Origin of the sequence: Tenacibaculum mesophilum, assembly GCF_003867075.1 — a bacterium.
Classification (GTDB): Bacteria; Bacteroidota; Bacteroidia; order Flavobacteriales; family Flavobacteriaceae; genus Polaribacter; species Polaribacter mesophilus.
In genome coordinates this window covers 2,667,529-2,690,531 of the sequence record NZ_CP032544.1, presented here as the reverse complement: position 1 = coordinate 2,690,531, position 23,003 = coordinate 2,667,529, and the positions used below count along the sequence as shown (strand labels likewise).

Genomic DNA, 23,003 nt, shown 5'->3' with positions numbered 1-23,003 from the left:
CTTAAAGCAATTAATTATGCTTCTGCTAACATTTTTTCTCCAGCATCAATTGCTTCTTGAATTGATCCTTTTAAGTTGAATGCTGCTTCAGGATATTTATCTAATTCACCATCCATAATCATGTTGAATCCCTTAATAGTGTCTTTAATATCTACTAATACACCTGGAATTCCTGTGAATTGCTCAGCTACGTGGAATGGTTGAGATAAGAAACGTTGTACACGACGTGCTCTATGAACTACCAACTTATCTTCTTCAGATAATTCTTCCATACCTAAGATTGCAATAATATCTTGTAATTCTTTATAACGTTGTAGTATTTCTTTTACTCTTTGTGCACAGTTATAGTGCTCATCTCCTAAAACATCAGCAGTTAAAATTCTTGATGTAGAATCTAATGGGTCTACCGCTGGATAAATACCTAACTCAGCAATTTTACGAGATAATACTGTAGTAGCATCTAAGTGAGCAAACGTTGTTGCTGGTGCTGGATCCGTTAAATCATCCGCAGGTACATAAACCGCTTGTACAGATGTAATAGATCCTTTCTTAGTAGAAGTAATACGCTCTTGCATTGCTCCCATCTCTGTTGCTAATGTTGGTTGATATCCTACCGCTGATGGCATACGTCCTAATAAAGCCGACACCTCTGAACCTGCTTGTGTAAAACGGAAAATATTATCTACGAAAAATAATACATCTTTCCCTTGTGCTTCACCAGCTCCGTCACGGAAATACTCAGCAATTGTTAATCCAGATAAAGCTACACGAGCACGTGCTCCTGGTGGCTCATTCATCTGACCGAATACGAAAGTTGCTTTAGAATCTCTCATTCCTGGTTTATCAACTTTAGATAAATCCCATCCTCCATCTTCCATAGAGTGCATAAAATCATCACCATATTTGATAATTCCAGACTCTAACATTTCACGTAATAAATCATTACCTTCACGAGTTCTTTCACCTACACCTGCAAATACAGATAAACCTCCGTGTCCTTTTGCAATATTGTTAATTAACTCCTGAATTAAAACTGTTTTTCCTACTCCTGCTCCTCCAAACAATCCAATTTTACCTCCTTTTGCATAAGGTTCAATTAAATCAATTACTTTAATCCCTGTAAATAGTACTTCGGTAGAAGTTGATAATTCTTCAAATTTTGGTGCTTGACGGTGAATCGGTAAACCAGCTTCACCTTCTTTAGGTAAATCTCCTAATCCATCAATTGCATCTCCTGTTACATTAAATAAACGACCGTAGATATCATTACCTATTGGCATTTGAATTGGGTTACCTGTAGCAATTACTTCTTGCCCCCTTTGTAAACCATCAGTTGCATCCATAGAAATGGTACGAACTGTATCTTCACCAATGTGTTGTTGAACTTCTAAAACTAAAGTTGAACCGTCTGCTTTTTTAATTTCTAACGAGTCATAGATCTTTGGTAATTCAGCATTTTCTGTATTAAACTCAACATCGATTACTGGACCAATAATTTGAGAAACTTTACCTGTTATTGTAGACATTACTATATGTAATTAAAGTTATTTTATTTACTATATGAGTTTTAACTCATTTTTTCAAGGTGCAAAGGTAATTTTTTTAGTGGAATTTAAAAAACCTTTCGTAAGTATTTTTACATAAAAAAAAGCCTCACATTTGTGAGGCTTTTATTGATATTGTGATTGTAATTAAATTACTTTACTAATTTAATCTCAACACGTCTGTTTTCAGCTCTACCAGCTCTTGTTTTGTTATCAGCGATTGGATAATCTTCACCAAAACCTGCAGAAGTTAATCTTTTTGAATCAATTCCACCTTTAGTGATTAAGTAATCTAAAACAGCCTTAGCTCTTTTTTCTGATAATCTTTGGTTTAACTTGTTTGACCCTGAACTATCAGTGTGACCTTGAATGCTAAAGTTAGCTTTTGGGTACTCCTTCATAATTCCTGCGATTAAATCTAATTTACCAGTAGTACCAGTTCTAAAAGAAGTTTTTCCTGAATTAAAATAGATAGCTCTTGCAAACTCGTTTAATTTCTTAACAGCTTCTTCCTTAATTACTACTTCAGGACATCCGTTGTTAGATGCTACACCTGCTTCATTTGGACATTTATCGTCTTTGTCTAATACTCCGTCTCCATCAGTATCTGGCCAAGGACAACCATTGTTTGCAGCTGGACCAGCAGTATTTGGACACTTATCTTTTCCGTCTACAACACCGTCTCCATCAGCATCTGGACATCCGTTGTTAGCTTTAGTTCCTTTTTCAGTTGGACAAGCATCATCTTTATCAGCGATACCATCTCCATCAGCATCAGGACAACCATTTAAAGCAGCTAAACCAGCAACTTCTGGACATGCATCGTCAGAATCTTTAATTCCGTCTCCGTCAGTATCAGGACACCCGTTGAATTCTTTTAATCCAGCAACTTCTGGACATGCATCATCCTTGTCATATACACCATCTCCGTCAGTATCTTTTCCTCCGAATTTAAATACTAAACCAATAGAGTGTTGGAAGTGATCTTGCACCTTATCAGCAAATTCTTTTTTCCCTCCAGATTGGAAGTTTAACCCTAAGTTATCGTTAAACCAAGTATTAAATCCTAAACCAGCATTTAACATTCCTTCTCCTTCGTCAGCTAAAGAAGTATAACCTCCACCAACATATACATAAGGATCGAACCATCCTGTTTCACCGAATAAGTTGTTTAAGTCATACTTTACGTTAGCATCGATAGCCCAGTAAAGCTCATCCATATCATCCTCCTCACGGAAAGTTTCAATTTTATTTAATGATCCTGCTAATTGTAATGTAAACCCATCGTTTAAGTATCTATCAACAGTTACTCTTGAAATTGATGGTAAGATATTCCAGTCACTAGTACCGATGTAATCTTTAGCATAATCTCCAAATTTCGTAGGAATCCTAACGTCTACTGCGTTAACTCCGAAACCAACCGCCCAAGGGTTGTCTGAATCCTGTGCGCTAACGTTTACAGCAGCAAACGCAAATAAAGCCATCACAGCTAATTTTAATTGTTTCATTATTAAAAATTTAAATTAAAAGTTCGTTTATATATTACGCAAATGTAAGTTGTTCAAACTTATTTACAAAAACAAATCTACAAAAACTTACAATAAATACAAGTTTTTGAAGGACTAATTTATATCACTTTCAGCTCTTTCCCAACCTTTACAAATGCTTTTATAGCCTTGTCTAGATGGTCTTTATCATGAGCTGCAGACAACTGTACTCTAATTCTCGCTTGTTCTTTTGGAACTACTGGATAAAAGAAGCCAATGACATAAATGCCTTCTTCTAACAACCTATTTGCCATTACTTGTGATAATTTAGCATCGTACAACATAACTGGAACAATTGCAGCATCAGCTCCTACTAAATCAAACCCTGCTTTTTCCATTTCAGTACGGAAATAGTTAGTATTCCACTCTAGTTTATCACGCAATGTAGTATCATTAGCTAATAAATCAAATACTTTTAAAGATGCTCCTACAATAGCAGGTGCTAATGAGTTTGAAAATAAATATGGACGTGAACGTTGGCGTAAAATTTCTATAATTTCTTTCTTTCCTGTGGTATATCCTCCCATGGCTCCACCAAGTGCTTTCCCTAAGGTTCCTGTAACAATATCAACACGATCCATTACATTTTTTAACTCTACAGTTCCTCTACCTGTTTTTCCAATAAACCCAGCTGCATGACATTCATCTACCATTACCATAGCATCGTACTTATCTGCTAAATCACAAATTTCATCTAACTTCGCTACGATTCCGTCCATAGAAAAAACTCCATCAGTTACAATAATTTTAAAACGATGTCCTTGCTTATTTGCCTCAATTAATTGCTCTTCTAATGATGCCATATCGTTATTATCATAACGATAACGTGCTGCCTTACACAAACGCACTCCATCAATAATAGATGCATGGTTTAAACTATCAGAAATAATAGCATCTTCTTTGGTTAATAATGGCTCGAAAACACCTCCATTGGCATCAAAAGCTGCTGCATATAAAATAGTGTCCTCAGTAGTATAAAAATCAGCAATCTTTTTTTCTAGTCGCTTGTGAATATCTTGCGTTCCACAAATAAAACGTACGGATGACATTCCAAAACCATGCGTATCCATTGTGTCTTTTGCTGCTTGAATTACTTCTGGATGATTTGACAACCCTAAGTAGTTATTAGCACAAAAGTTAATCACTTCTTCTCCTGTAGATATTTTTATCACTGCGTCTTGTGATGAAGTAATAATTCGTTCTGACTTATATAATCCAGCATCTTTTATATCCTGAATTTCTTGTTGTAATTGTTCTTTTATTTTTCCGTACATAATTTATGTTTGAAAGTTGTTTGCTATAATGGGTCAAAGTTAGTTGTTAAACTTCTTCAACCAAAATTTCTTCGTCAATATATACAAGTAGTTTTTTCAACACCTTAAAATTCAATGCTTGTAATACTCTTCCATATCGCAATAATTGCTGATGATATGCTTTAGAGGGCTTCCCTGTTTTGTAATCTATAATCACGACTTCGTCTTTCGAATAAAAAACTAACCTATCTGGAATTACTATTTGCCCATCAATATCTACAATTTCTCTCTCGTTAAACACTACAACTTCTTCAGAAAAATATTCTTTTAACTCAGAGTGATTTGCTATTTGTTGTATATTTTTTATTACTTCAGATGATTTTTCTCGTGGCAATACTCCTTGCTGTTCATAACGATAAACCACTTTCTCAACATCTTCTTTCGTCTTTATTTCTGCCATCATTTCATGAACCAAATTACCAAACTCAATAGCTTTTCCTTGTTCTGTATCCCATAATTTTGATGCACTTGCCAGCATATGTATATTATGTTCTTTCCAAGGTGTAGATATAAAGCACTCTTGTATTTGAACTCCTGATGCTTTCTCTTTTAAAATACTTACCCTTTCTTTATTTCCAAAGGAATACTCCAAAACTTCATCATTCCATTCACCTACCTTTTTTAGGTAGTTAATAAATACTCCCGAGTAAAAATTCGTATTTTCTTCTCCTTTGGATGAAATTTTATTTTCTGTTACAATATATAATTGCTCAACAGCCCTAGTGAGTGCTACATATAATAAATTGAAATTATCTAATTCCAGCTCTTCTCTTTGTTGTTCATAAATCTCAAAACCTCTATCATTCACATAATTCAACTCTTTATTAAAAGGAACGAGTAATTCTTTAAACTTGTCGTAATTCTCTGGTAATTCATTTAACCAAACCTTAGGATTTACTTGTCGGTAAATGTCCAAATCGTATGGAAAAATAACTACTGGAAATTCTAAACCTTTTGATTTATGAATTGTCATAACCTGTACCGCATTTCCACTCTCAGGAGCTACAATGCTCAGCTTATCTTTTTTTTCCGACCAATAATCTAAAAATTCTTGAATACTTGTTCCTTTTCGTTGTTGTTCTAAAACCACATCTAAAAAGAATTGCACATAGGCATCTGATGAAGCTATTAGCTGAAAACTTCTAATAATTTCCTCTATTTTCTCGTAAAAAGGTAACTGATGAAATGTAGATAAATCAAAAGATGTTCCATATTCTTTTAACTCTAAAAAGAGTTTTTCATTTGGTTGTTGTATTAAACTATCGATAAACAAGTGTTTATCTTTAGCTACTTTTAAATGTTCTTGCAAAAAATAAAGCATTTCCAGACAGGTTTCCTTATCATTTGGATGCTGAATTACTTGCAAAACATTTACTATAAAATTGACTTTAGAACTATTTTCTAACAGTAATGTTTCCGAGGAAACTATATCAATTCCGTTTTCAGATAAGTAATTTGCTACTGCAATTCCATCTTTCTTTTTACGAACTAAAATACAAATCTCATTCAGCGTAAAGTCAGCTTCTAAATTTTTAACAAGCTCTAAAACTTTCTTTGGATACTTAATTCCTTCCTCTTCTTTATTTTCTTCTTTCCTTAAAAAAGAAAGCGAGACATATCCCCCTTTTTTAGCAGTTGTTAATTGTTTATTTCCTTCAATAAATAATTGTTTATATGATTCGTTTTGAAGAAAATTTGCTGTATGTTGAAAGAACTGATTATTAAAATTAATCACCTCAGCATAACTTCTAAAATTAGTTTCTAAAGTCCTTACTTCTTTAGAAATTTGAAACGGATTATCTTTTTCTGAACCCAATCCTATAAATTGTTCTGATTTACCTCCACGCCAACGATAAATTGCTTGTTTTCCATCACCTACCAACAACAAATTACTACTTTCTTGTGCTAGCGCATTATCTATTAACGGTATTAAATTTTGCCATTGTAAGGTTGATGTATCTTGCATTTCATCAATAAAATAATGCATAAATCGTTGCCCGATTCGCTCGTAAATAAACGGAGCAGGTTGGTCTTTGATGTTTTCAGAAATTAAATGATTGAACTCTGCATTCAATCGTAAATTATTTTCTTCTTTTAAGTGTGTTAATTCTTGATTGATATTGTTTAAAACTGCTAATGGAATAATACTTTTCAACGCTAGCTTATTCATTGAAAACTGTTGATATAACTTTTCCGATTCAGTGTACAAACTCAATAACTTTGGCAAAACCCCCTCAATTGCAGATTTTATATCCTCTGATTTTGATTTTGAATAAAAGTTACCCTCCTCAATTCGTTCCCTTAATTTACTTTGATCAAAAAACTTTGCTTTTTCAGGATTTTTAGACAGTGCTACAAAATGATTTGGCAACATTGATCGGTAAAAATCTTTATGATCTAGCTGTACTGATTGAATAGCTTGCAAAGCTTCTTCTCCAATTTCTTTCCAACGTTTTTTTATTTGCGTTTGATGTTTTGACAACTTTGTTTTTAGATTAGTAAAATCGGCAAGTTCGTTATCAGCTAGGTTTTTAAAATGCTTGGTATCATCTTCATTCAACAAAATTTTAGCAAACTCATTTAATTCACGAGAGATATCCCATGATTTATCATCATCTGCTTTATCTAGAGAAAAATCAATAAGTAATTTAGTCAACGCTTCATCACTTCCTATTTTTGAAATCAGTACATCTACTGCTTCATTTAGCAAAGAAACAGCATCCATTTCCACTTCAAAATTAAGTGGTAGCCCTAAATCATAAGCAAAACTCTTAATAATTTTATGTGTAAAACTATCAATCGTAGTAATTGAAAAAGCAGAATAATTTCGAAGAATTTCATTTAATATTTTTTTACTTCGGTCTTTTACAACACTTCTATCAAGTGAAGTTTCTTCTATTATAATTTCTAGTAAGTCATTTGCTTCTCCTTCTGCAAAAGCTTGTAAGTTATTTAATACACGCTCTTTCATTTCACCAGCCGCCTTGTTGGTAAACGTAATTGCTAATATTTTTTGAAAGCGAAAAATATCTTCAGATTGGAGTAACACCTTGAGGTATTCTTTTACTAATGTAAAAGTTTTACCACTACCAGCAGAGGCATTGTATACTTGAAAAGTTGACGGGTTTTCTAACAAAGTAAAATATAATTAGGTAAGCAATTTAACCAAAAAAAGATTCCCGCTTTTGCGGGAATTGTACTTTTATGTTTCATACGAGGTTTTTTCTATCCTAAACCAACATCTAACGACATCATTACTATAAACCCACCAATAAAACCTAAGGTAGCAATATCAGTATATTTATCTCGTTGGGTTTCAGGAATTACTTCTTCAACTACTACAAAAATCATCGCTCCTGCAGCAAATGCTAATGCATAAGGTAAAATTGGCGTAAAAAAAGATACCGCTACTGCACCTAGAACTGCTGCCATAGGCTCAACGATAGCTGATAATTGTCCGTACCAAAAACTTTTAAAACGACTTACGCCTTGTCTTCTTAATGGCATTGCAACTGCAAATCCTTCTGGGAAATTTTGAATTCCAATACCAATAGCTAGCGAAATAGCAGCAATTATCATTTCGGTTTGCTCTACCCCAACCATGGTTGAAGCTGCTCCAAACAACACTCCTACTGCCAAACCTTCTGGAATATTGTGTAAGGTAATTGCCAAAACCAACAAAGTTGTTTTATGCCAATTTGTTTTAACTCCTTCAACTTCGTCTTCTTTAAAATTAATATGCAAATGTGGCAACCATTTATCCATTCCAAAAAGCGCCAAAGCCCCCAGAGCAAACCCTATTGCCGAAGGAAGTACTTTTACAAATCCTTCACCCGGACTGTTATCAATTGCAGGTGATAGCAAACTCCAAAAACTTGCTGCCACCATTACTCCTCCTGTAAAACCAAGCATTCCATCTAAAACAGCTCTATTCATTTTTTTAAAAAAGAATACTAAACTTGCTCCTAAAGCAGTTAAGCCCCAAGTAAATAACGAGGCATACAATGCTGCTTGAATTGGGTGTTCTTTACCAAAACTTACTAGTTGATTAAATAAATCCATTTATAAAATTATTTCTTATTATTTGCTTAACGTGGTTTTTGAATATATAGATTGCTTGCTATTTTATTAGATACTGTAAGAGTTTTCCCGTCCATTTCTATGACTAAAGAACCATCAAAAGGCTCTTTTTCTACCACTTTTATTTGTTTCCCTAATGCTATTTCTTGCTTATCTAAAAATCGTAAAAACTCTGAAGAACTATCATCAACACCAACGCAAACACCTATTTCATTTTTCTTTAAAGTAGACAACAAACTTTTTTCTATTATTTGCAAGTTTCCTTCTTTGTCTGGAATAGGGTCTCCATGCGGGTCTCTTTTTGGATAATCTAAAAAAGCATCTAATTCGTTAATTAGTTTTGGGGATTTAATATGCTCTAACTGTTCTGCTACTTCATGCACTTCATCCCAAGAAAAATTAAGCTTATCTACCAAGAAAACTTCCCATAACCTATGTTTACGAACAATATTTGCTGCTATTTTCTTTCCAAAATCAGTTAATGTTACTCCTTGGTATTTTTTATAGCTAACTACGTTTTTTTCTGATAATTTTTTAACCATATCAGTTACTGAAGATGCTTTTGTATCTAACTTCTTTGCAATCGCATTCGTGCTAATTCCTTTTTTGTAATCAGCAGCTAAATGATACATTGTTTTTATATAGTTTTCTTCAGATTGACTAAACATTATATTTTTTTTAGGTATGCAAATATATAGTTTTTGATTTAATTAAACATATTTTTAGTCAAGACTAAAAATTAATTTATATTTGCAAAAATATTTAATTTTAAAAACTGTTTAACAGTAAACTATTTTCAACATGAAAAATCATATTACCTTAGTAATTATATTATTATCAACTATTGTAAGCGGACAAACAATTAAAGGGAAAGTCACTTCATCTTCAGGAGAAACTATACCTTTCGCTAATGTATTTATAAAGGGAACAGAAAACGGAACAACTACAGATGAATCTGGAAACTACACATTAAAAACAGCTAAAAACAAATTTGTTTTAGTTGCTTCATCTATTGGTTTTTTATCAGAAAGAAAGACTATTACAATAAACGCTAACGAAGAAAAAACTGTAAATTTCATACTGACTGAAACTGCAGAAATTCTAGATCAAGTTACTGTTACTGGAACACGTACTGATAAACGCAGAACTAACAGCCCAGTTATAGTTAATGTTATCAATAGCCAAACCTTATCAGATGTACAAGCTTGTAACTTATCTGAAGGGTTAAAATTCCAAACTGGTTTACGTGTAGAAACAGATTGCCAAACTTGTAACTATACCCAACTTCGTATGAATGGTTTAGCTGGCGGGTATTCACAAATTTTAATTAATGGTCGTCCTATTTTTAGTCCGTTAACTGGGTTATATGGTCTAGAGCAAGTACCTACTAATATGATTGAACGTATAGAAGTAGTCCGCGGTGGTGGCTCTGCCTTATATGGTTCAAGTGCCATAGGAGGAACTGTAAATGTAATTACAAAAATTCCGAAGAAAAATAATTACAGCATTGGTTATACTTATCAAAATATTAAAGGAGTTTCAGATCACATAATTGCTGGAAATGCTACAATAGTAAATGAAGACAGAAATGCTGGTGCTTCGTTTTTTATCAATAATAGAAAAAGAGACCTGTATGATGCTAATGGTGATAATTTTTCTGAATTACCTGAATTGAAAAATAATTCCTTTGGAACTAATTTATTCTTCCTTCCAACAGACAATCAAAAAATAGAGGTTAACTTTAGTAAAATGAATGAATATCGTTATGGTGGTGAAATGGTAGATAAAGCTCCTCATTTTGCGCTACAATCAGAAGAACGTGTGCATGATGTTTATGTAGGAAATATTGATTATCAAATTAATTTTAATGATGACAAAAGCTCTATAATTTCCTATTTAGCTACACAATATACCGATAGAGAACACTACACAGGAATTCGCCCTGACACAAACACTCCTGAAGACACAGAACATTTAGCTAAACCACCATATGGTAACTCTACGACAACGACTTTTCAAGGAGGTTTACAATTCAATCATAAATTAGAGAAATTTTTAGGTGGAAATAATGTACTGACTTTAGGTGGTGAATTTGTACAAGATGATGTTTTTGATGTTATAGAAGCATACGAGTACAAAGTAGATCAATTAACACAAAACTTCGGATTCTTTTTTCAAAGCGATTGGGAAATCAACAAGCAATTAAATTTACTAACAGGTATTCGTTACGACAACCATAAATTAAACGCTTTAAAGCAAGACGGAACAGAAAAAACTATTGTAAACAACGTAGCTAGTCCACGAGTATCTTTACTATACAAGCCTTTTGAAAACACACAAATTAGAGGAACTTGGGGAACTGGTTTTAGAGCTCCACAAGCTTTTGACACCGATTTACACATAGCTTTTGCTGGTGGTGGAATTTCTCGAGTATTATTAGCAGATGATTTAAAAAGAGAACGCTCTAACAGCTACACACTTTCATTCAACTACGACAAGCCTACTGAACATTATATTTACGGATTTACTTTTGAGAGTTTTTACACTAACTTAAAAGATGCTTTTTATTTAGAGTCTATTGGAGAAGATGAGTTTGGTGAAGTTTTTGAAAAAAGAAATGGTGATGGCGCCGTAGTAAAAGGAATTACTTTAGAAACACGATTAAACTACGATGGAATTCTACAGCTAGATGCTGGGTTCACCTACCAATCTAGTAAATACAACTCAGCTGTAAACAACTCAGACGAACTACCCTTAAAAAAAGAATTTTTACGTACACCAAACACTTACGGATATGCTACTGCGACTTATACTCCAAACCAAAAATTTAAAACAGCTCTAAATTTAGTATATACTGGAAGTATGGAAGTACTACATTTAGCTTCTCCCAAAAATTTAACAGAAGACGAATACTTTAGTTCTCCTTCTTTTTTAAATTTAGGGGTTAACGCTAGCTATACATTTAATTTAGAAAAACTAAACACGAACCTAGAATTTACTACTGGAATCAAAAATCTTTTTGATGAATACCAGTCAAAATTTGATATAGGTAAAGAGCGTGACAGCAATTTCATTTACGGTCCTGCTACACCGAGAACCTTTGTTTTTGGTATAAAGTTTACAAACAATTAATGCTTTGATAACATATAGAAAGTCCGTTAACATTAACTAAACATTCTAATAATACAAACGTAATTTACACCTAACATTAGCTTTACTATTTAACTTGAATTTTGCGGGATAAATAAACAGAATTCAAAGATTAGAATGAAAAAAATATTATTTATAGCTTTTTTAAGCTTATGTAATCTAGCATTTTCTCAAAGCAAAGGTACTGTTACTGGTACAGTTACTGACAAAGAAATGAGCGGAGAGGCGTTACCTTTTGCTAATGTCTTTATTAAAGGAACTTCTATCGGGGGGACAACCGATATGGACGGTAAGTACACACTTAGTGTACCTGCAGGAAACCAAACCATTGTGTTTAGTTTCGTTGGTTATCAAACTATTGAAAAACAAATAGTAATAAAAGAAAACGAAACACTTATAGTAAACCAAGAATTAGGCGCTAATGAAGGGGTAGCACTTGACGAGGTTAAAATTAACGCAACTGTTAGTAGAGAAAAAGAAACTGCTTTACTATTAGAACAAAGAAAAGCTACAATAATTAAAGAAAGTATTGGAGCCCAAGAATTATCTAAAAAAGGAGTTTCTGATGCTGCTGCTGCAACTACAAAGATTTCTGGTGTTAATAAAAGTGAAGGCTCAGGTGATATATACATTCGTGGTTTAGGTGACAGATATTTATCTACTACTATGAATGGATTACCAATTCCTTCAGACGATGTAAGTAATAAGAATGTTAACTTAAGTTTATTCAACACAAATGTTATTCAAAACGTAGGTATTAGCAAAACATACTCAACTGGAGGTTATGCTGACCAAGCTTCTGGAAATGTAGACATTGCGTCTAAAGAATATACAAAAGATATGTTTTCTATAGGTGTTAGTGGAGGCGTTAACACAAATGCTATAGATGTTGATAACTTCAGAAGTACTATTATTAATGATGATGTAACTTTTGGATTCCACCAAAAGAAGTTTGCACTTCAAAACCAAATGACCCTACAAGGATGGGATACTAAAAAAGGAGAAACTCCAATTAATTATGGAATCTCATTATCAGGAGCAAAAAGATTCAACTTATTTAATAAAGAATGGAAAATCTTAGCTTCTGCTTCACATTCTAAATCATCTGAATATAGAAATGGTTTATTTAAAGCATACAGATCTAACGTATTAAACAACTCGTTTACTGATGTTGAAAACTTCATTGCTAAAACAAACTCTACTGGTTATATAAGAGTTGATTTAAAATTAAACGACAACAATAAATTAAAGTACAACACTTTATTTGTGAACAAAGGTGAAGATGGATTATATGAACAAGGTAGAAATGGAGAAGGATATGTGTTTGATCAAGACCCACAAGAAAATGGGGCTTTTGTAAGAGACCAAAACTTTAAACAAACAACTATGTTTGTTAACCAATTAATGGGGGAACACAAGTGGAATAAAAACAATGAATTAAACTGGGCTGCAGGTTATAATTTTGTTTTGGCAGAAGAGCCAAACCGTATTAGAAATGAAGTAAACATTTTAGATGTTAATTCTAGTCCATTAATTCAATTCGCTCACGTTGGAGATTACCAACAAAGAAAGTCTTCTCAAAAAATTGAAGATACTGAATATAATGCTTTTATTGAAAATCACTGGTCTTTAGGCAATGTTGCTGATGAATACGAAGAAAAGCCTTATAAGTTAAACTACGGATTAAACTTCCGTAAGAAAGAAAGATCTTTTAACTCTTTATTTATTGGATTTAGAGCAAAGGATTTTACAGCTCCTTCTGTTGATCAAATTTCAGAAACATTACAACAAGGAACGAACGCTGGTTTAATTTTAAGAGAACAACAACCAGATTTATACCAAGGTGAGTTGTTGGTTTTAGCTGCTTATACCAACTTTGACTTCAAATTTGACAACAAATTATCTGGTAATATCGGCTTGCGTTTTGAGAGAGATGAAATTGACATGGCTTGGAATGTAGCTAACCGTCCTGGTAGATTTGGATCAACAAATAGAGTTTACGAAAGCTTATATCCAAGTGTAAACTTAAAATATGAATTAAACGACAGAAACTTTATCCGTTTTGCATCAAGTGTAACTCAAACGTTACCTGAATTTAAAGAATTATCTCCTTTCGAATACGTTTCTCCAACTGGTCGTGTTATTGGGGGTAACGAAGATTTAGAAAAATCTGACGTATATAATGTTGATTTAAAATGGGAGTTTTTCCCTAGCAGAAGCCAATTAGTTTCAGCTACCGCTTTTTACAAACAAATCAACAACCCTATAAACTTAACACAAGATCAAGGTTCATCAGGTTACTTTAAATTCTTCAATACAGGTGAACAAGCTGATATTATAGGTTTCGAAGTTGAAGGTAAATTAGATCTTTTAAAGAATGAAGACGAAGAAACTGTATTAAATGCTACAGCTAACTTAACTAAGATGTGGTTTAATCAAGATTTAGCTCCTAGATACCAATTTAAAGGAAAATCTGAATCTGAATTACAAGGAGCTTCAGACTTTATTGTTAATGGTTCCTTAAGTTATTCTAACAATAAAGAAAATGAATTTATCGCTACTTTAACAGGTAACTACGCTTCTGATAAGATTTATGCATTGGGTGCTCCTGAAGATTTTGACAATAGCGCTACCCTATATAATGATGAAATTATTGAAAAAGGTTTTGTAACTCTAGATCTTGTATTAAGCAAGCAAATTTTTAAAGGATTTACTGCTAAGTTAGTTGGTAAAAACTTATTAGATCCAAAAATTGAACAAACTCAATTAGTTCGTGATTTAAACACTTTAATTGAAACTAATGAAACTGTACTGTCTTACAAAAAGGGAAGGCAAGTTTCTCTGAGCTTAAATTACACATTTTAAGCTTCATTAACCTTAAATTAATATTCATTGCTTTATATAACAATCAATTAATATTCAGTTAAAAGAAACAAAAAATACAGGCTCTTAATTTGCAGAATAAAATTAAACTAAAGAAGTCAAAATGAAAAGATCATTTAAATTATTAAGTATAGCAGCTCTTTCTGCTGCAGCTTTAACTTTTACAAGTTGTGGTAGTGACGACCCAGCTATTTTACCTCCAGATGTTTCTGATGTTGTAGAAAAATTACAAAACGGAATCATGAGTGGTGAGCTTTCAGAAGATTATACATTATCAAATGCCTCTTATTCTTTAACTAGCTCTTTCGTTATTAAAGACGGGGCTACATTAACTATTCCTGCAGGAACTAGTATTGTTGCAGATGCTAAAGGAACAGATGTTTATATTGCTGTTTTACAAGGTGGAAAAATTAACATTAACGGAACTAACAGCAACCCAGTAGTTATGAGTTCTAGTGATGGTAAACCAGGTGACTGGGGTGGTTTAACTATTTGTGGTAAAGCTACCACTACTGCAGGTACAAATGTTACTGCTGAAGTTGGTGGATTTATTTATGGTGGTACTCAAGATGATGATAACTCTGGAGTTATCAAAAACTTAGTAATTAAAGGTACTGGTGCTCAAATTAACACTGAATCTCAATACAATGGAGTTTCTTTCTATTCAGTAGGTTCTGGAACTACAGTTGAAAACATTGCTGTATTTGATGGAGCTGATGATGGAGTTGAATTCTTTGGAGGAACTGTTTCTGCTAAAAATATATATTTAGAAAACTTAGAAGATGATGCTATTGACTGGACTGAAGGATGGAATGGTACAGTTGAAAACTCTTATGTAGTAAATACAAAAGCTGGTTTCTCAACTGTTGTAGAAGCTGACAAAGACAACAAAAACCCTAAGTTAGTTAACTTAACAGCTAAATCAATTGTTGGTGGTACTGCTTTACAATTTAAAAAGCAATCTGGTGCTACTATTACAAACTTATTCTTAGAAGGATATGATGACAATATAGATATGAAAGACGGTGGCCCTTTAGCAAACGTTATTATCGAAGGAGAAGCTGCAAAATTAGATACTGAATACAAAGCAGGAACTAAAGTTGACATCTCTGGCTGGTCATTTATCAATGGTGAAATCGTTGAAATTACTCCTTTAGTAGGTGAAGTTACAGGAAACGTAACATTAACTTCTGATAAGACTTATAACTTAACTGGATCTTATATCGTAAAAGACGGAGCTACGTTAAATATTGAAGCGGGTACAAAAATTATTGTTGATCCAAAAGGAACTGATGTATATATAGCTGTTTTACAAGGTGGAAAAATCAACATTAATGGAACTGTTGATGCTCCTGTAGTAATGGCTTCTGCTGCTGGAAAACCAGGAGATTGGGGTGGTTTAACTATTTGTGGTAAAGCAACAACTTCTGCTGGTACAGATGTTACAGCTGAAGTTGGAGGATTTATCTACGGTGGTACTCAAGATGACGATAACTCTGGAGTTATTAAAAACTTAGTAATTAAAGGTACTGGTGCTCAAATTAACACTGAATCTCAATATAACGGAGTTTCTTTCTACTCAGTAGGGTCTGGAACTGTTGTTGAAAATATCGCTGTAATTAACGGTGCTGATGATGGAGTTGAATTTTTTGGAGGAACTGTTTCTGCAACTAACCTATACTTAGAAAATAACGAAGATGATTCTGTAGATTGGACAGAAGGATGGAACGGAAAAGTAACAAATACTTACATTTCTCACACTATTGCTGGTTTCTCAACTGCTTTTGAAGGAGATAAAGTAAATAACAATCCTCAGTTTGAAAACTTAACAGCTATTTCAACTGTTGGTGGTACCGCTTTACAGTTTAAAAAGACATCTGGAGCTACTATTACTAATATTTGGTTAGAAGGGTATGACAAAAATATTGACATGAAAGATGGTGGTCCTTTAGCTAACGTTGTAATTGACGGAGAAGCTGCCTCTACTACAGCTGATTACAAAACAGGAACTAAAGTTGATATTTCAACTTGGTCATGGAAAGAAGCTGGATTATAATAGCTTACCTAATAAATCATTTATTAAAAACCGAGCAATATGCTCGGTTTTTTTATTTCTATTTATTTACTTTTTGATAATCCCAGGTTAACTTATGAATAAGAAAAAAACTTGATTTTTATGATGATTAATTATAAAATATAAAAACTATGAAAAAAATTACCTTATTATTTTTATTCACTATTCCTTTATTCTGTTTTGGTCAATCATACAAATACCACAGAGTTAAAGATTTAGGAAACTCAATTTCTGTTGCAACTGAATCATTTTGTAATGATCTAGGTTCGAAACACCATAAACTAAATATATATTTAGTTTCTAAATTAGAAATAAATGAAGTTTACTATTTTCAAGATGTAGATGGTCAAAATTTTTATGGAAAAATAATACAGGCTGAGGATAGTTCAGATCAAGATGCTGATGAGTTCATAAATGAGAGCAATGTTAGTGATATAATAGATATTACTTGTAATACGGACACCGATGGAGATGGAATAAATGATACTGAAGACAACTGTCCTAACACTTCAAATGCAAATCAAAATGATATGGATAATGATGGAATTGGTGATGCATGTGACTCACAAGACAATAGAGACTCAGATGGTGATGGGGTACAAAACTGGCAAGACAACTGCCCTAACCAAGCAGGTCCTTCTTCTAACAATGGATGTCCTGTTGGTGACCCTGATTTTGTTGTCGCTAGTATGTCTATCAATGCAGGAGGAACCTATACGAGTACAGACACATCTGGAGCATTAACTCTAAGAACCAACCAAAACCATAAATTCTGTGTTAATATTAAAAACATAGGAGCTGCAACCGGTACAATTAATAATACAGCTTTAATTCTAACAAACAGCTCGAGCTTGAATAGTTCAAGTATTGTAGCTAACCTTCCTTATCCTAGCTCTTCGTTAAACATAGCTCCAAACCAAACTAAAGAGATGTGCTCAGAAATATATATATGGGATAATTACTTAGGATATAACCTTTCAAACTTTAATTATTTACATGCTATAGCAGATTATCATGGAAATACGTCTGAATCTAATGAGAGTAACAATCAGGCTTACGCTAGCGTTAACTCCTCTTCTTCTAAAAGCCCTGCTACCCAGTTGACTATCCATGATGTAAACGGGAATAAGATTAAAGAAACTACTATCAACAATAAAACAGAAGAAACTGATGTTATTAAAAGCCTACCTGAAGGTTTCTATTTTATTGATAAAGACGGTAAAAAAAGTAAAATTTATAAAAAGAATTAATATCCTTTCTTTAAACAAAAAACCGAGCAAATTGCTCGGTTTTTTGTTTATTCTTTTACATCGGAAAGCTTATATAAAAATCTTCTAGCTTTTTTAATTCTTTTGGTGGGTTACCTGCATCAAATGTACTTGACCTATATTCCTTATCAACTATTTTTTAAACAATTCTACTAATAGTTAATCCATCTCTTATAGGCAGTAATACAGTTTCTAAACGACTATCTTTATTTAAAAGTCTATTATATTCTAAAAGAGTCTTAGTATCAATATCCTTAGTATCTAGCTTTTCAACAACTTTTCCGCTCCAAAGTACATTATCAGATAAAATAACACCTCCTTTATTCATCTTTTCAATAATCAAGTGAAAATAGTTTACATAGTTAGATTTATCTGCATCGATAAATACTAAATCAAATTTGGAATCTATAGTTGGAATTATATCTAAAGCATTACCAACATATTGAGTTATTTGGTTTTTATGGTCAGATTGCTGAAAGTATTTATGTTGGAGCTCCTCTAACTCTTCATTTTTATCAATCGTATGAATCATTCCATCTTTTGAAAGTCCTTCAGCCAAGCATAAAGCAGAATACCCTGTGTATGTACCAATCTCTAAAATTGATTTAGGTTGAATTAATTTTGAAATCATAGATAAAACTCTTCCTTGAAAAGCCCCACTTAACATGCGAGGATTTAAAACCTTTTGCCAAGTTTCTCTACTTAATTCTTGTAGTATTTTTGGTTCTGCTTGAGAATGTTTAACAACATAATTATCTAATTCTTCAGGTAAAAAGTTCATGTAGGTTGTTTTTAATGGGCAAAATTAAAAAAACGGAATTTATCACTATAATAAATTCCGTTTCAATCTAACAAAAAATCAAAAAATGGTTCTTTAAAAAACCAAAATTGTCTAATTAAATTTACTTAACTGTTCTTTTAATTTTTCTTTGTCTTTACTTGATAAACAAGCGGTATGTTTTTTACAATCTTCTGATTTTAACTTGAAGATATCAGACATTTTTCTATTTTGTTTTGTATACAAGGCACAAATCTTACAAGTTAATAAATGCCAAGTAAGTTGCATTCTTTCATATATAGAAGCTTCTCCATATTGACTTTTGTCACAAATGGTAGTAGCTTCATCACATGTAATTTTTAAAAATTTAAACATTTTTTTACTTATTAAACCAGTTCTTTTCCATACAGCTTCTTAACTGTGTTCTTGCTCTATGTATTATAACCCATAAATTGGACGGAGAAATATCTAACTCCTTACAAATATCTTCAGTTTCAAATTGTTGAATTGTTTTCATTTTAAAAACCATGGCATATTTTTCAGGAAGGCCATCAATACATTTATCTAATTGATTTTTTAACTCTTCATTTTCAATATTCCTATCAGCATCATTATCCCATGTTTGTGGTACTCGCTCCTCAATCCAGTTTCCTTCATTTTCTCCACTATCATAAAAACTCATTCTAACTTCAGCTTGTCCTTTTTTAGAATTTATTTTTCGATAATAATCGATTATTTTTCTCTTTAAGATTGAAACTAGCCATGTTCGTTCTGTAGACTTTCCTTCAAAGTTTTTAGCAGATTTTAATCCTGCAAAAAAAGTTTCTTGCACTAAATCTTTAGCTATGTTTGAATTATTTACACGAACAACAGCATAATTGAATAAATAATCTGCATAATTGTCTACCCATTTATCAGGAGATATAGTATTTGAAGGATTTGTTAGATTCATTAAATCAAAGATAAGTTATTTTTTGTGGAAATAAGTAACATAAATTCTACTTAGTCCATTAGGAGTATTTTTAATAAAATTAATTATTTCATCTAAACTTTTCTTTTTACTTAACTTATTTGAAATTTTACTTTTATTTGTTGTATAATAAATTTTATTACTTGAAAGGTCTACAAAAGGGCAATAATCTAATTTGTTAGAGTTAATATTTGTTAAATGCCTAGAAGCTAACCATTCGTTATTTCTTCCTTTTTTACTTATGTATAGGTCACCTCTACCTAAATCATCTTTTCTTCCATACGAAGTGAAAATGATAAAACTTTCATCTGGAGCAACAAAGGCATTAAACTCGTATTTTTCAGAATTTACTCCAGGACCAAGAGAAACAGGTTTGGAGTAAACACCATTAATAAGTCTACTTACATAAATATCTTCTTTACCTTTAGAGTTTTCATATTCTGCAGTAAAAAATAGGTCTCCTTTTTTTGTCACTGACGGATAAAATTCATCCGCAGGAGTATTAACTGGCGACCCAATATTTATAGGCTTAGACCAATCATGAGAAAAAGACTCACGTGTTACATACCAAATATCCATATCTTTCTTTACCTCACCAGAGGTATTATTCATTCTGTTAGAAGCAAAGAAAAGCTTCAATCCGTCAGGAGACAAAAAGGGCTCTAAGTCTTTATGCCTACCAGAAAAGTTAACAACTCCAGGTTTCTGCCATTTTCCATTTACTTTTTTTGAAAAAGCTATAAACGAATATTCTTTCAAGTAGCTTTCAACAGTGAAATAAAATTCATCTTGATTTTTGCTTATTGAAAAATCTCTGACGTTTGGTAAATCACTAAATAACTCTGGGTGAAATAATTCAGGTTCTTGAGCAAAACTAAAGCAAGAAACAAATAAAAAAAGAAATCCAATTTTTTTCATAAAACTATTGTTTAAGGGCTTTACAATTGTTTCTACGTCTCATATCAACTAAGTATATAATCTCCCATTTTCCATTATTATTAAAAAGTTGGAGAGAATTTGCTCCACAATGACTAAACTTTCCGTTTAAATAAAACTCATAAGGTGTCCATACAGAAGCTAAATTACCATCCACTTTAATATCCCATGACACTAATTTTTCTAAATAAGTATGTTCTGGTTTTTTATTAGCAATATTAGTAAGTAATTTGGCTTTACTTTCTGTAACCAAAACTTTTTTGCCTTCCTTATTAGTAAAAGTAGTTTGAATGTTAATTGTAGAATTAAGAGTTGAGCTTACTAATGTACTATCACCTTTATGAAGCCCTTCAAAAAAAGTTTCAATAGTTTTTTTAATGTCTTTTTTTTCTGAGCTTTCTTGTGCACTTATCACAGTTGTAAGAGCAAAAACAATTAATAAAGTAAAAACCTTTTGCACGTTAGTTTGATTTAGTTAGGTAAAGCTATTAAAAAAATAAAAGGCTAAAATTTAATTAACAGAAGATTAACGGCATTAAAAAAAGTAAATTAAAGAGATTATGAAAATATAATAAATAAAACCAGTGAATAATAATTATGTATTTTTACAATCCATAAAAAAAAAGAAATGTCAGTAGCAAAAAAACAATATAAAAGAATTACCACTAAATCTCTTGTTGAAATGAAAGCAAATGGAGAAAAAATCTCAATGCTTACGGCTTACGATTATACTATGGCAAAAATTGTTGATGGTGCAGGAGTAGACGTAATCTTAGTGGGAGATTCAGCATCAAATGTAATGGCTGGTCATGAAACTACATTGCCTATTACATTAGATCAAATGATATATCATGCAAGTTCTGTAGTAAGAGGAATAGATCGTTGTTTAGTAGTGGTTGACTTGCCTTTTGGTAGTTATCAATCAGATCCAAAAGAAGCATTACGTTCGGCTATTCGAATTATGAAAGAAAGTGGAGCACACTCAATAAAACTAGAAGGAGGAAAAGAAATAAAAGACTCTATTAAACGAATTTTAAATGCAGGTATTCCTGTAATGGGTCACTTAGGGTTAACTCCTCAATCTATTTATAAGTTCGGAACTTATACAGTAAGAGCAAAAGAAGAAGCTGAGGCAGAAAAGTTAATGACAGATGCTTTAATGTTGGAAAGATTAGGTTGTTTTGCTATTGTATTAGAAAAAGTTCCTGCTAAGTTAGCACAAAAAGTTGCTGAAGCTTTAACAATTCCAGTTATAGGAATTGGAGCAGGTGCAGGTGTAGATGGACAAGTATTAGTAACTCACGATATGTTAGGAATGACACATGAGTTTAATCCTCGTTTCTTACGTAGATACTTAGATTTATATACAGGAATGACAAATGCATTTGAACAGTACATTACAGATGTTAAAAGTCAAGACTTTCCAAACGAAGAAGAACAGTATTAATGTAAAAGTCTTCCTTTTGGGAGACTTTTTTGTTTAAGATTATATTTTTAAAATGAAAATACTTCATTTAGACACTAATCACTCTCTGTTAATAAATAAACTAAAGAATTTAGGTTTTGAAAACTATGAAGATTATATCTCTTCAAAATCAGAAATTGAAGCTAAAATTCATTTGTATGATGGAGTTATTATTCGTAGTCGATTTACCATTGATAAACAATTTTTAGATAAAGCAACAAACCTTAAATTTATAGGACGAGTAGGAGCTGGATTAGAAAACATTGATTGTGATTATGCTGAAAAGAAAGGAGTACACTTAATATCAGCACCAGAAGGAAATCGAAATGCAGTAGGAGAGCATACGTTAGGAATGTTACTTTCTTTGTTTAACAAGCTTAATAAAGCAGATAAAGAGGTACGAGAAGGTAAATGGTTAAGAGAAGAAAACAGAGGTGTAGAGTTGGATGGAAAAACTGTTGGAATCATCGGTTATGGTAATATGGGAAAAGCCTTTGCTAAAAAACTCCGTGGTTTCGATGTGGAAGTAATATGTTACGATATTAAGCCGAATGTTGGTGATAATAATTGTAAACAAGTTTCTTTAGAAGAACTTCAAAAAAGAACTGATGTTTTAAGTTTACATACTCCACAAACAGAATTAACGATGAATATGGTTAATTCAGACTTTATTAATGGTTTTTCAAAACCATTTTGGTTGTTAAATACTGCCAGAGGAAAATCAGTAGTAACAAAAGATTTAGTAGTCGCTTTACAATCAGGAAAAGTTTTAGGAGCAGGATTGGATGTATTAGAGTATGAAAAAAAATCGTTTGAAAACCTATTTACAAACCAAGAAATGCCCGAGGCATTTCAGTATTTAATAAAAGCAGAAAATGTGTTGCTTTCTCCTCATGTTGCTGGTTGGACCATAGAAAGTAAAGAAAAGTTAGCGCAGACTATTGTAGATAAAATTAAAGAAAAATTTTGTTAACTTGATGCTTCAAAATCATGTA

Annotated in this window: 17 protein-coding genes; 6 read left to right on the top strand and 11 right to left on the bottom strand. The window is 32.3% G+C overall.

The features are described 5' to 3' along the window. Nucleotides 1-14: 14 nt before the first annotated feature. The 6 genes from atpD to D6200_RS12065 all read right to left on the bottom strand — a co-directional run bounded on the left by atpD (nt 15) and on the right by D6200_RS12065 (nt 9,152). Nucleotides 15-1,526 carry a F0F1 ATP synthase subunit beta gene (atpD, locus tag D6200_RS12090; RefSeq protein WP_047790679.1) on the bottom strand — a complete coding sequence of 504 codons (1,512 nt, stop codon included), beginning with the start codon at nt 1,524-1,526 and terminating at the stop codon, nt 15-17. 170 nt (nt 1,527-1,696) lie between these two features. Continuing rightward, a complete protein-coding gene (locus D6200_RS12085; protein ID WP_047790680.1) occupies nt 1,697-3,052 on the bottom strand; it encodes an OmpA family protein in 1,356 nt (451 codons plus the stop codon). A 119-nt stretch (nt 3,053-3,171) separates the two neighbouring features. Beyond that, on the bottom strand, nt 3,172-4,365 hold the full coding sequence (gene kbl, locus D6200_RS12080; protein ID WP_047790681.1) for a glycine C-acetyltransferase: 1,194 nt from the start codon (nt 4,363-4,365) through the stop codon (nt 3,172-3,174). A gap of 46 nt (nt 4,366-4,411) precedes the next feature. Next, a complete protein-coding gene (locus tag D6200_RS12075; RefSeq protein ID WP_073182201.1) occupies nt 4,412-7,540 on the bottom strand; it encodes a UvrD-helicase domain-containing protein in 3,129 nt (1,042 codons plus the stop codon). Nucleotides 7,541-7,629: 89 nt separating this feature from the next. After that, nucleotides 7,630-8,466, bottom strand: coding sequence for a ZIP family metal transporter (locus D6200_RS12070; protein ID WP_073182202.1), 837 nt, complete (start codon nt 8,464-8,466; stop codon nt 7,630-7,632). A gap of 26 nt (nt 8,467-8,492) precedes the next feature. Then, the gene (locus D6200_RS12065) at nt 8,493-9,152 is read right to left on the bottom strand and encodes a metal-dependent transcriptional regulator (protein ID WP_047790684.1); all 660 of its coding nucleotides are present in this window, start codon (nt 9,150-9,152) and stop codon (nt 8,493-8,495) included. 133 nt (nt 9,153-9,285) lie between these two features. Here D6200_RS12065 and D6200_RS15535 point away from each other — a divergent pair, with 133 nt between their 5' ends. The 4 genes from D6200_RS15535 (at nt 9,286) to D6200_RS12045 (ending at nt 17,841) form a co-directional block, all read left to right on the top strand. After that, on the top strand, nt 9,286-11,616 hold the full coding sequence (locus D6200_RS15535; RefSeq protein WP_073182203.1) for a TonB-dependent receptor: 2,331 nt from the start codon (nt 9,286-9,288) through the stop codon (nt 11,614-11,616). Nucleotides 11,617-11,751: 135 nt separating this feature from the next. Beyond that, nucleotides 11,752-14,499 carry a TonB-dependent receptor gene (locus D6200_RS12055; RefSeq protein ID WP_073182204.1) on the top strand — a complete coding sequence of 916 codons (2,748 nt, stop codon included), beginning with the start codon at nt 11,752-11,754 and terminating at the stop codon, nt 14,497-14,499. 121 nt (nt 14,500-14,620) lie between these two features. Next, nucleotides 14,621-16,573, top strand: a complete 1,953-nt coding sequence (locus D6200_RS12050; RefSeq protein ID WP_073182205.1) for a hypothetical protein — start codon at nt 14,621-14,623, stop codon at nt 16,571-16,573. A 149-nt stretch (nt 16,574-16,722) separates the two neighbouring features. After that, a complete protein-coding gene (locus D6200_RS12045; RefSeq protein ID WP_073182206.1) occupies nt 16,723-17,841 on the top strand; it encodes a thrombospondin type 3 repeat-containing protein in 1,119 nt (372 codons plus the stop codon). A gap of 157 nt (nt 17,842-17,998) precedes the next feature. Here D6200_RS12045 and D6200_RS12040 read toward each other — a convergent pair whose 3' ends face one another. The 5 genes from D6200_RS12040 to D6200_RS12020 form a co-directional block, all read right to left on the bottom strand. After that, a complete protein-coding gene (locus D6200_RS12040; RefSeq protein ID WP_047790689.1) occupies nt 17,999-18,640 on the bottom strand; it encodes an O-methyltransferase in 642 nt (213 codons plus the stop codon). A 111-nt stretch (nt 18,641-18,751) separates the two neighbouring features. Continuing rightward, nucleotides 18,752-19,012, bottom strand: coding sequence for a hypothetical protein (locus D6200_RS12035; RefSeq protein ID WP_047790690.1), 261 nt, complete (start codon nt 19,010-19,012; stop codon nt 18,752-18,754). 4 nt (nt 19,013-19,016) lie between these two features. Then, a complete protein-coding gene (locus tag D6200_RS12030; protein ID WP_073182207.1) occupies nt 19,017-19,589 on the bottom strand; it encodes a sigma-70 family RNA polymerase sigma factor in 573 nt (190 codons plus the stop codon). 15 nt (nt 19,590-19,604) lie between these two features. Further along, on the bottom strand, nt 19,605-20,525 hold the full coding sequence (locus tag D6200_RS12025) for a TolB family protein (protein ID WP_047790692.1): 921 nt from the start codon (nt 20,523-20,525) through the stop codon (nt 19,605-19,607). Nucleotides 20,526-20,529: 4 nt separating this feature from the next. Beyond that, nucleotides 20,530-21,003 carry a nuclear transport factor 2 family protein gene (locus tag D6200_RS12020; protein ID WP_047790693.1) on the bottom strand — a complete coding sequence of 158 codons (474 nt, stop codon included), beginning with the start codon at nt 21,001-21,003 and terminating at the stop codon, nt 20,530-20,532. A 168-nt stretch (nt 21,004-21,171) separates the two neighbouring features. On the opposite strand from D6200_RS12020, the gene panB reads away from it, so the two are divergent. Continuing rightward, complete coding sequence (gene panB, locus D6200_RS12015; protein ID WP_047790694.1) at nt 21,172-21,990, top strand: 3-methyl-2-oxobutanoate hydroxymethyltransferase; 819 nt, start codon at nt 21,172-21,174, stop codon at nt 21,988-21,990. A 52-nt stretch (nt 21,991-22,042) separates the two neighbouring features. Beyond that, nucleotides 22,043-22,981 carry a 2-hydroxyacid dehydrogenase gene (locus tag D6200_RS12010; RefSeq protein ID WP_047790695.1) on the top strand — a complete coding sequence of 313 codons (939 nt, stop codon included), beginning with the start codon at nt 22,043-22,045 and terminating at the stop codon, nt 22,979-22,981. Nucleotides 22,982-23,003 lie beyond the last annotated feature (22 nt).

Excerpts from the sequence above, each read along its gene's own strand:
- D6200_RS12025 (WP_047790692.1), bottom strand. The coding sequence starts at position 20,525 with ATGAAAAAAATTGGATTTCTTTTTTTATTTGTTTCTTGCTTTAGTTTT.
- D6200_RS15535 (WP_073182203.1), top strand. The coding sequence starts at position 9,286 with ATGAAAAATCATATTACCTTAGTAATTATATTATTATCAACTATTGTA.
- D6200_RS12030 (WP_073182207.1), bottom strand. The coding sequence starts at position 19,589 with ATGAATCTAACAAATCCTTCAAATACTATATCTCCTGATAAATGGGTA.
- D6200_RS12035 (WP_047790690.1), bottom strand. The coding sequence starts at position 19,012 with ATGTTTAAATTTTTAAAAATTACATGTGATGAAGCTACTACCATTTGT.
- D6200_RS12070 (WP_073182202.1), bottom strand. The coding sequence starts at position 8,466 with ATGGATTTATTTAATCAACTAGTAAGTTTTGGTAAAGAACACCCAATT.
- D6200_RS12065 (WP_047790684.1), bottom strand. The coding sequence starts at position 9,152 with ATGTTTAGTCAATCTGAAGAAAACTATATAAAAACAATGTATCATTTA.
- D6200_RS12085 (WP_047790680.1), bottom strand. The coding sequence starts at position 3,052 with ATGAAACAATTAAAATTAGCTGTGATGGCTTTATTTGCGTTTGCTGCT.
- D6200_RS12050 (WP_073182205.1), top strand. The coding sequence starts at position 14,621 with ATGAAAAGATCATTTAAATTATTAAGTATAGCAGCTCTTTCTGCTGCA.
- D6200_RS12010 (WP_047790695.1), top strand. The coding sequence starts at position 22,043 with ATGAAAATACTTCATTTAGACACTAATCACTCTCTGTTAATAAATAAA.
- D6200_RS12045 (WP_073182206.1), top strand. The coding sequence starts at position 16,723 with ATGAAAAAAATTACCTTATTATTTTTATTCACTATTCCTTTATTCTGT.
- atpD (WP_047790679.1), bottom strand. The coding sequence starts at position 1,526 with ATGTCTACAATAACAGGTAAAGTTTCTCAAATTATTGGTCCAGTAATC.
- D6200_RS12055 (WP_073182204.1), top strand. The coding sequence starts at position 11,752 with ATGAAAAAAATATTATTTATAGCTTTTTTAAGCTTATGTAATCTAGCA.
- panB (WP_047790694.1), top strand. The coding sequence starts at position 21,172 with ATGTCAGTAGCAAAAAAACAATATAAAAGAATTACCACTAAATCTCTT.
- kbl (WP_047790681.1), bottom strand. The coding sequence starts at position 4,365 with ATGTACGGAAAAATAAAAGAACAATTACAACAAGAAATTCAGGATATA.
- D6200_RS12040 (WP_047790689.1), bottom strand. The coding sequence starts at position 18,640 with ATGAACTTTTTACCTGAAGAATTAGATAATTATGTTGTTAAACATTCT.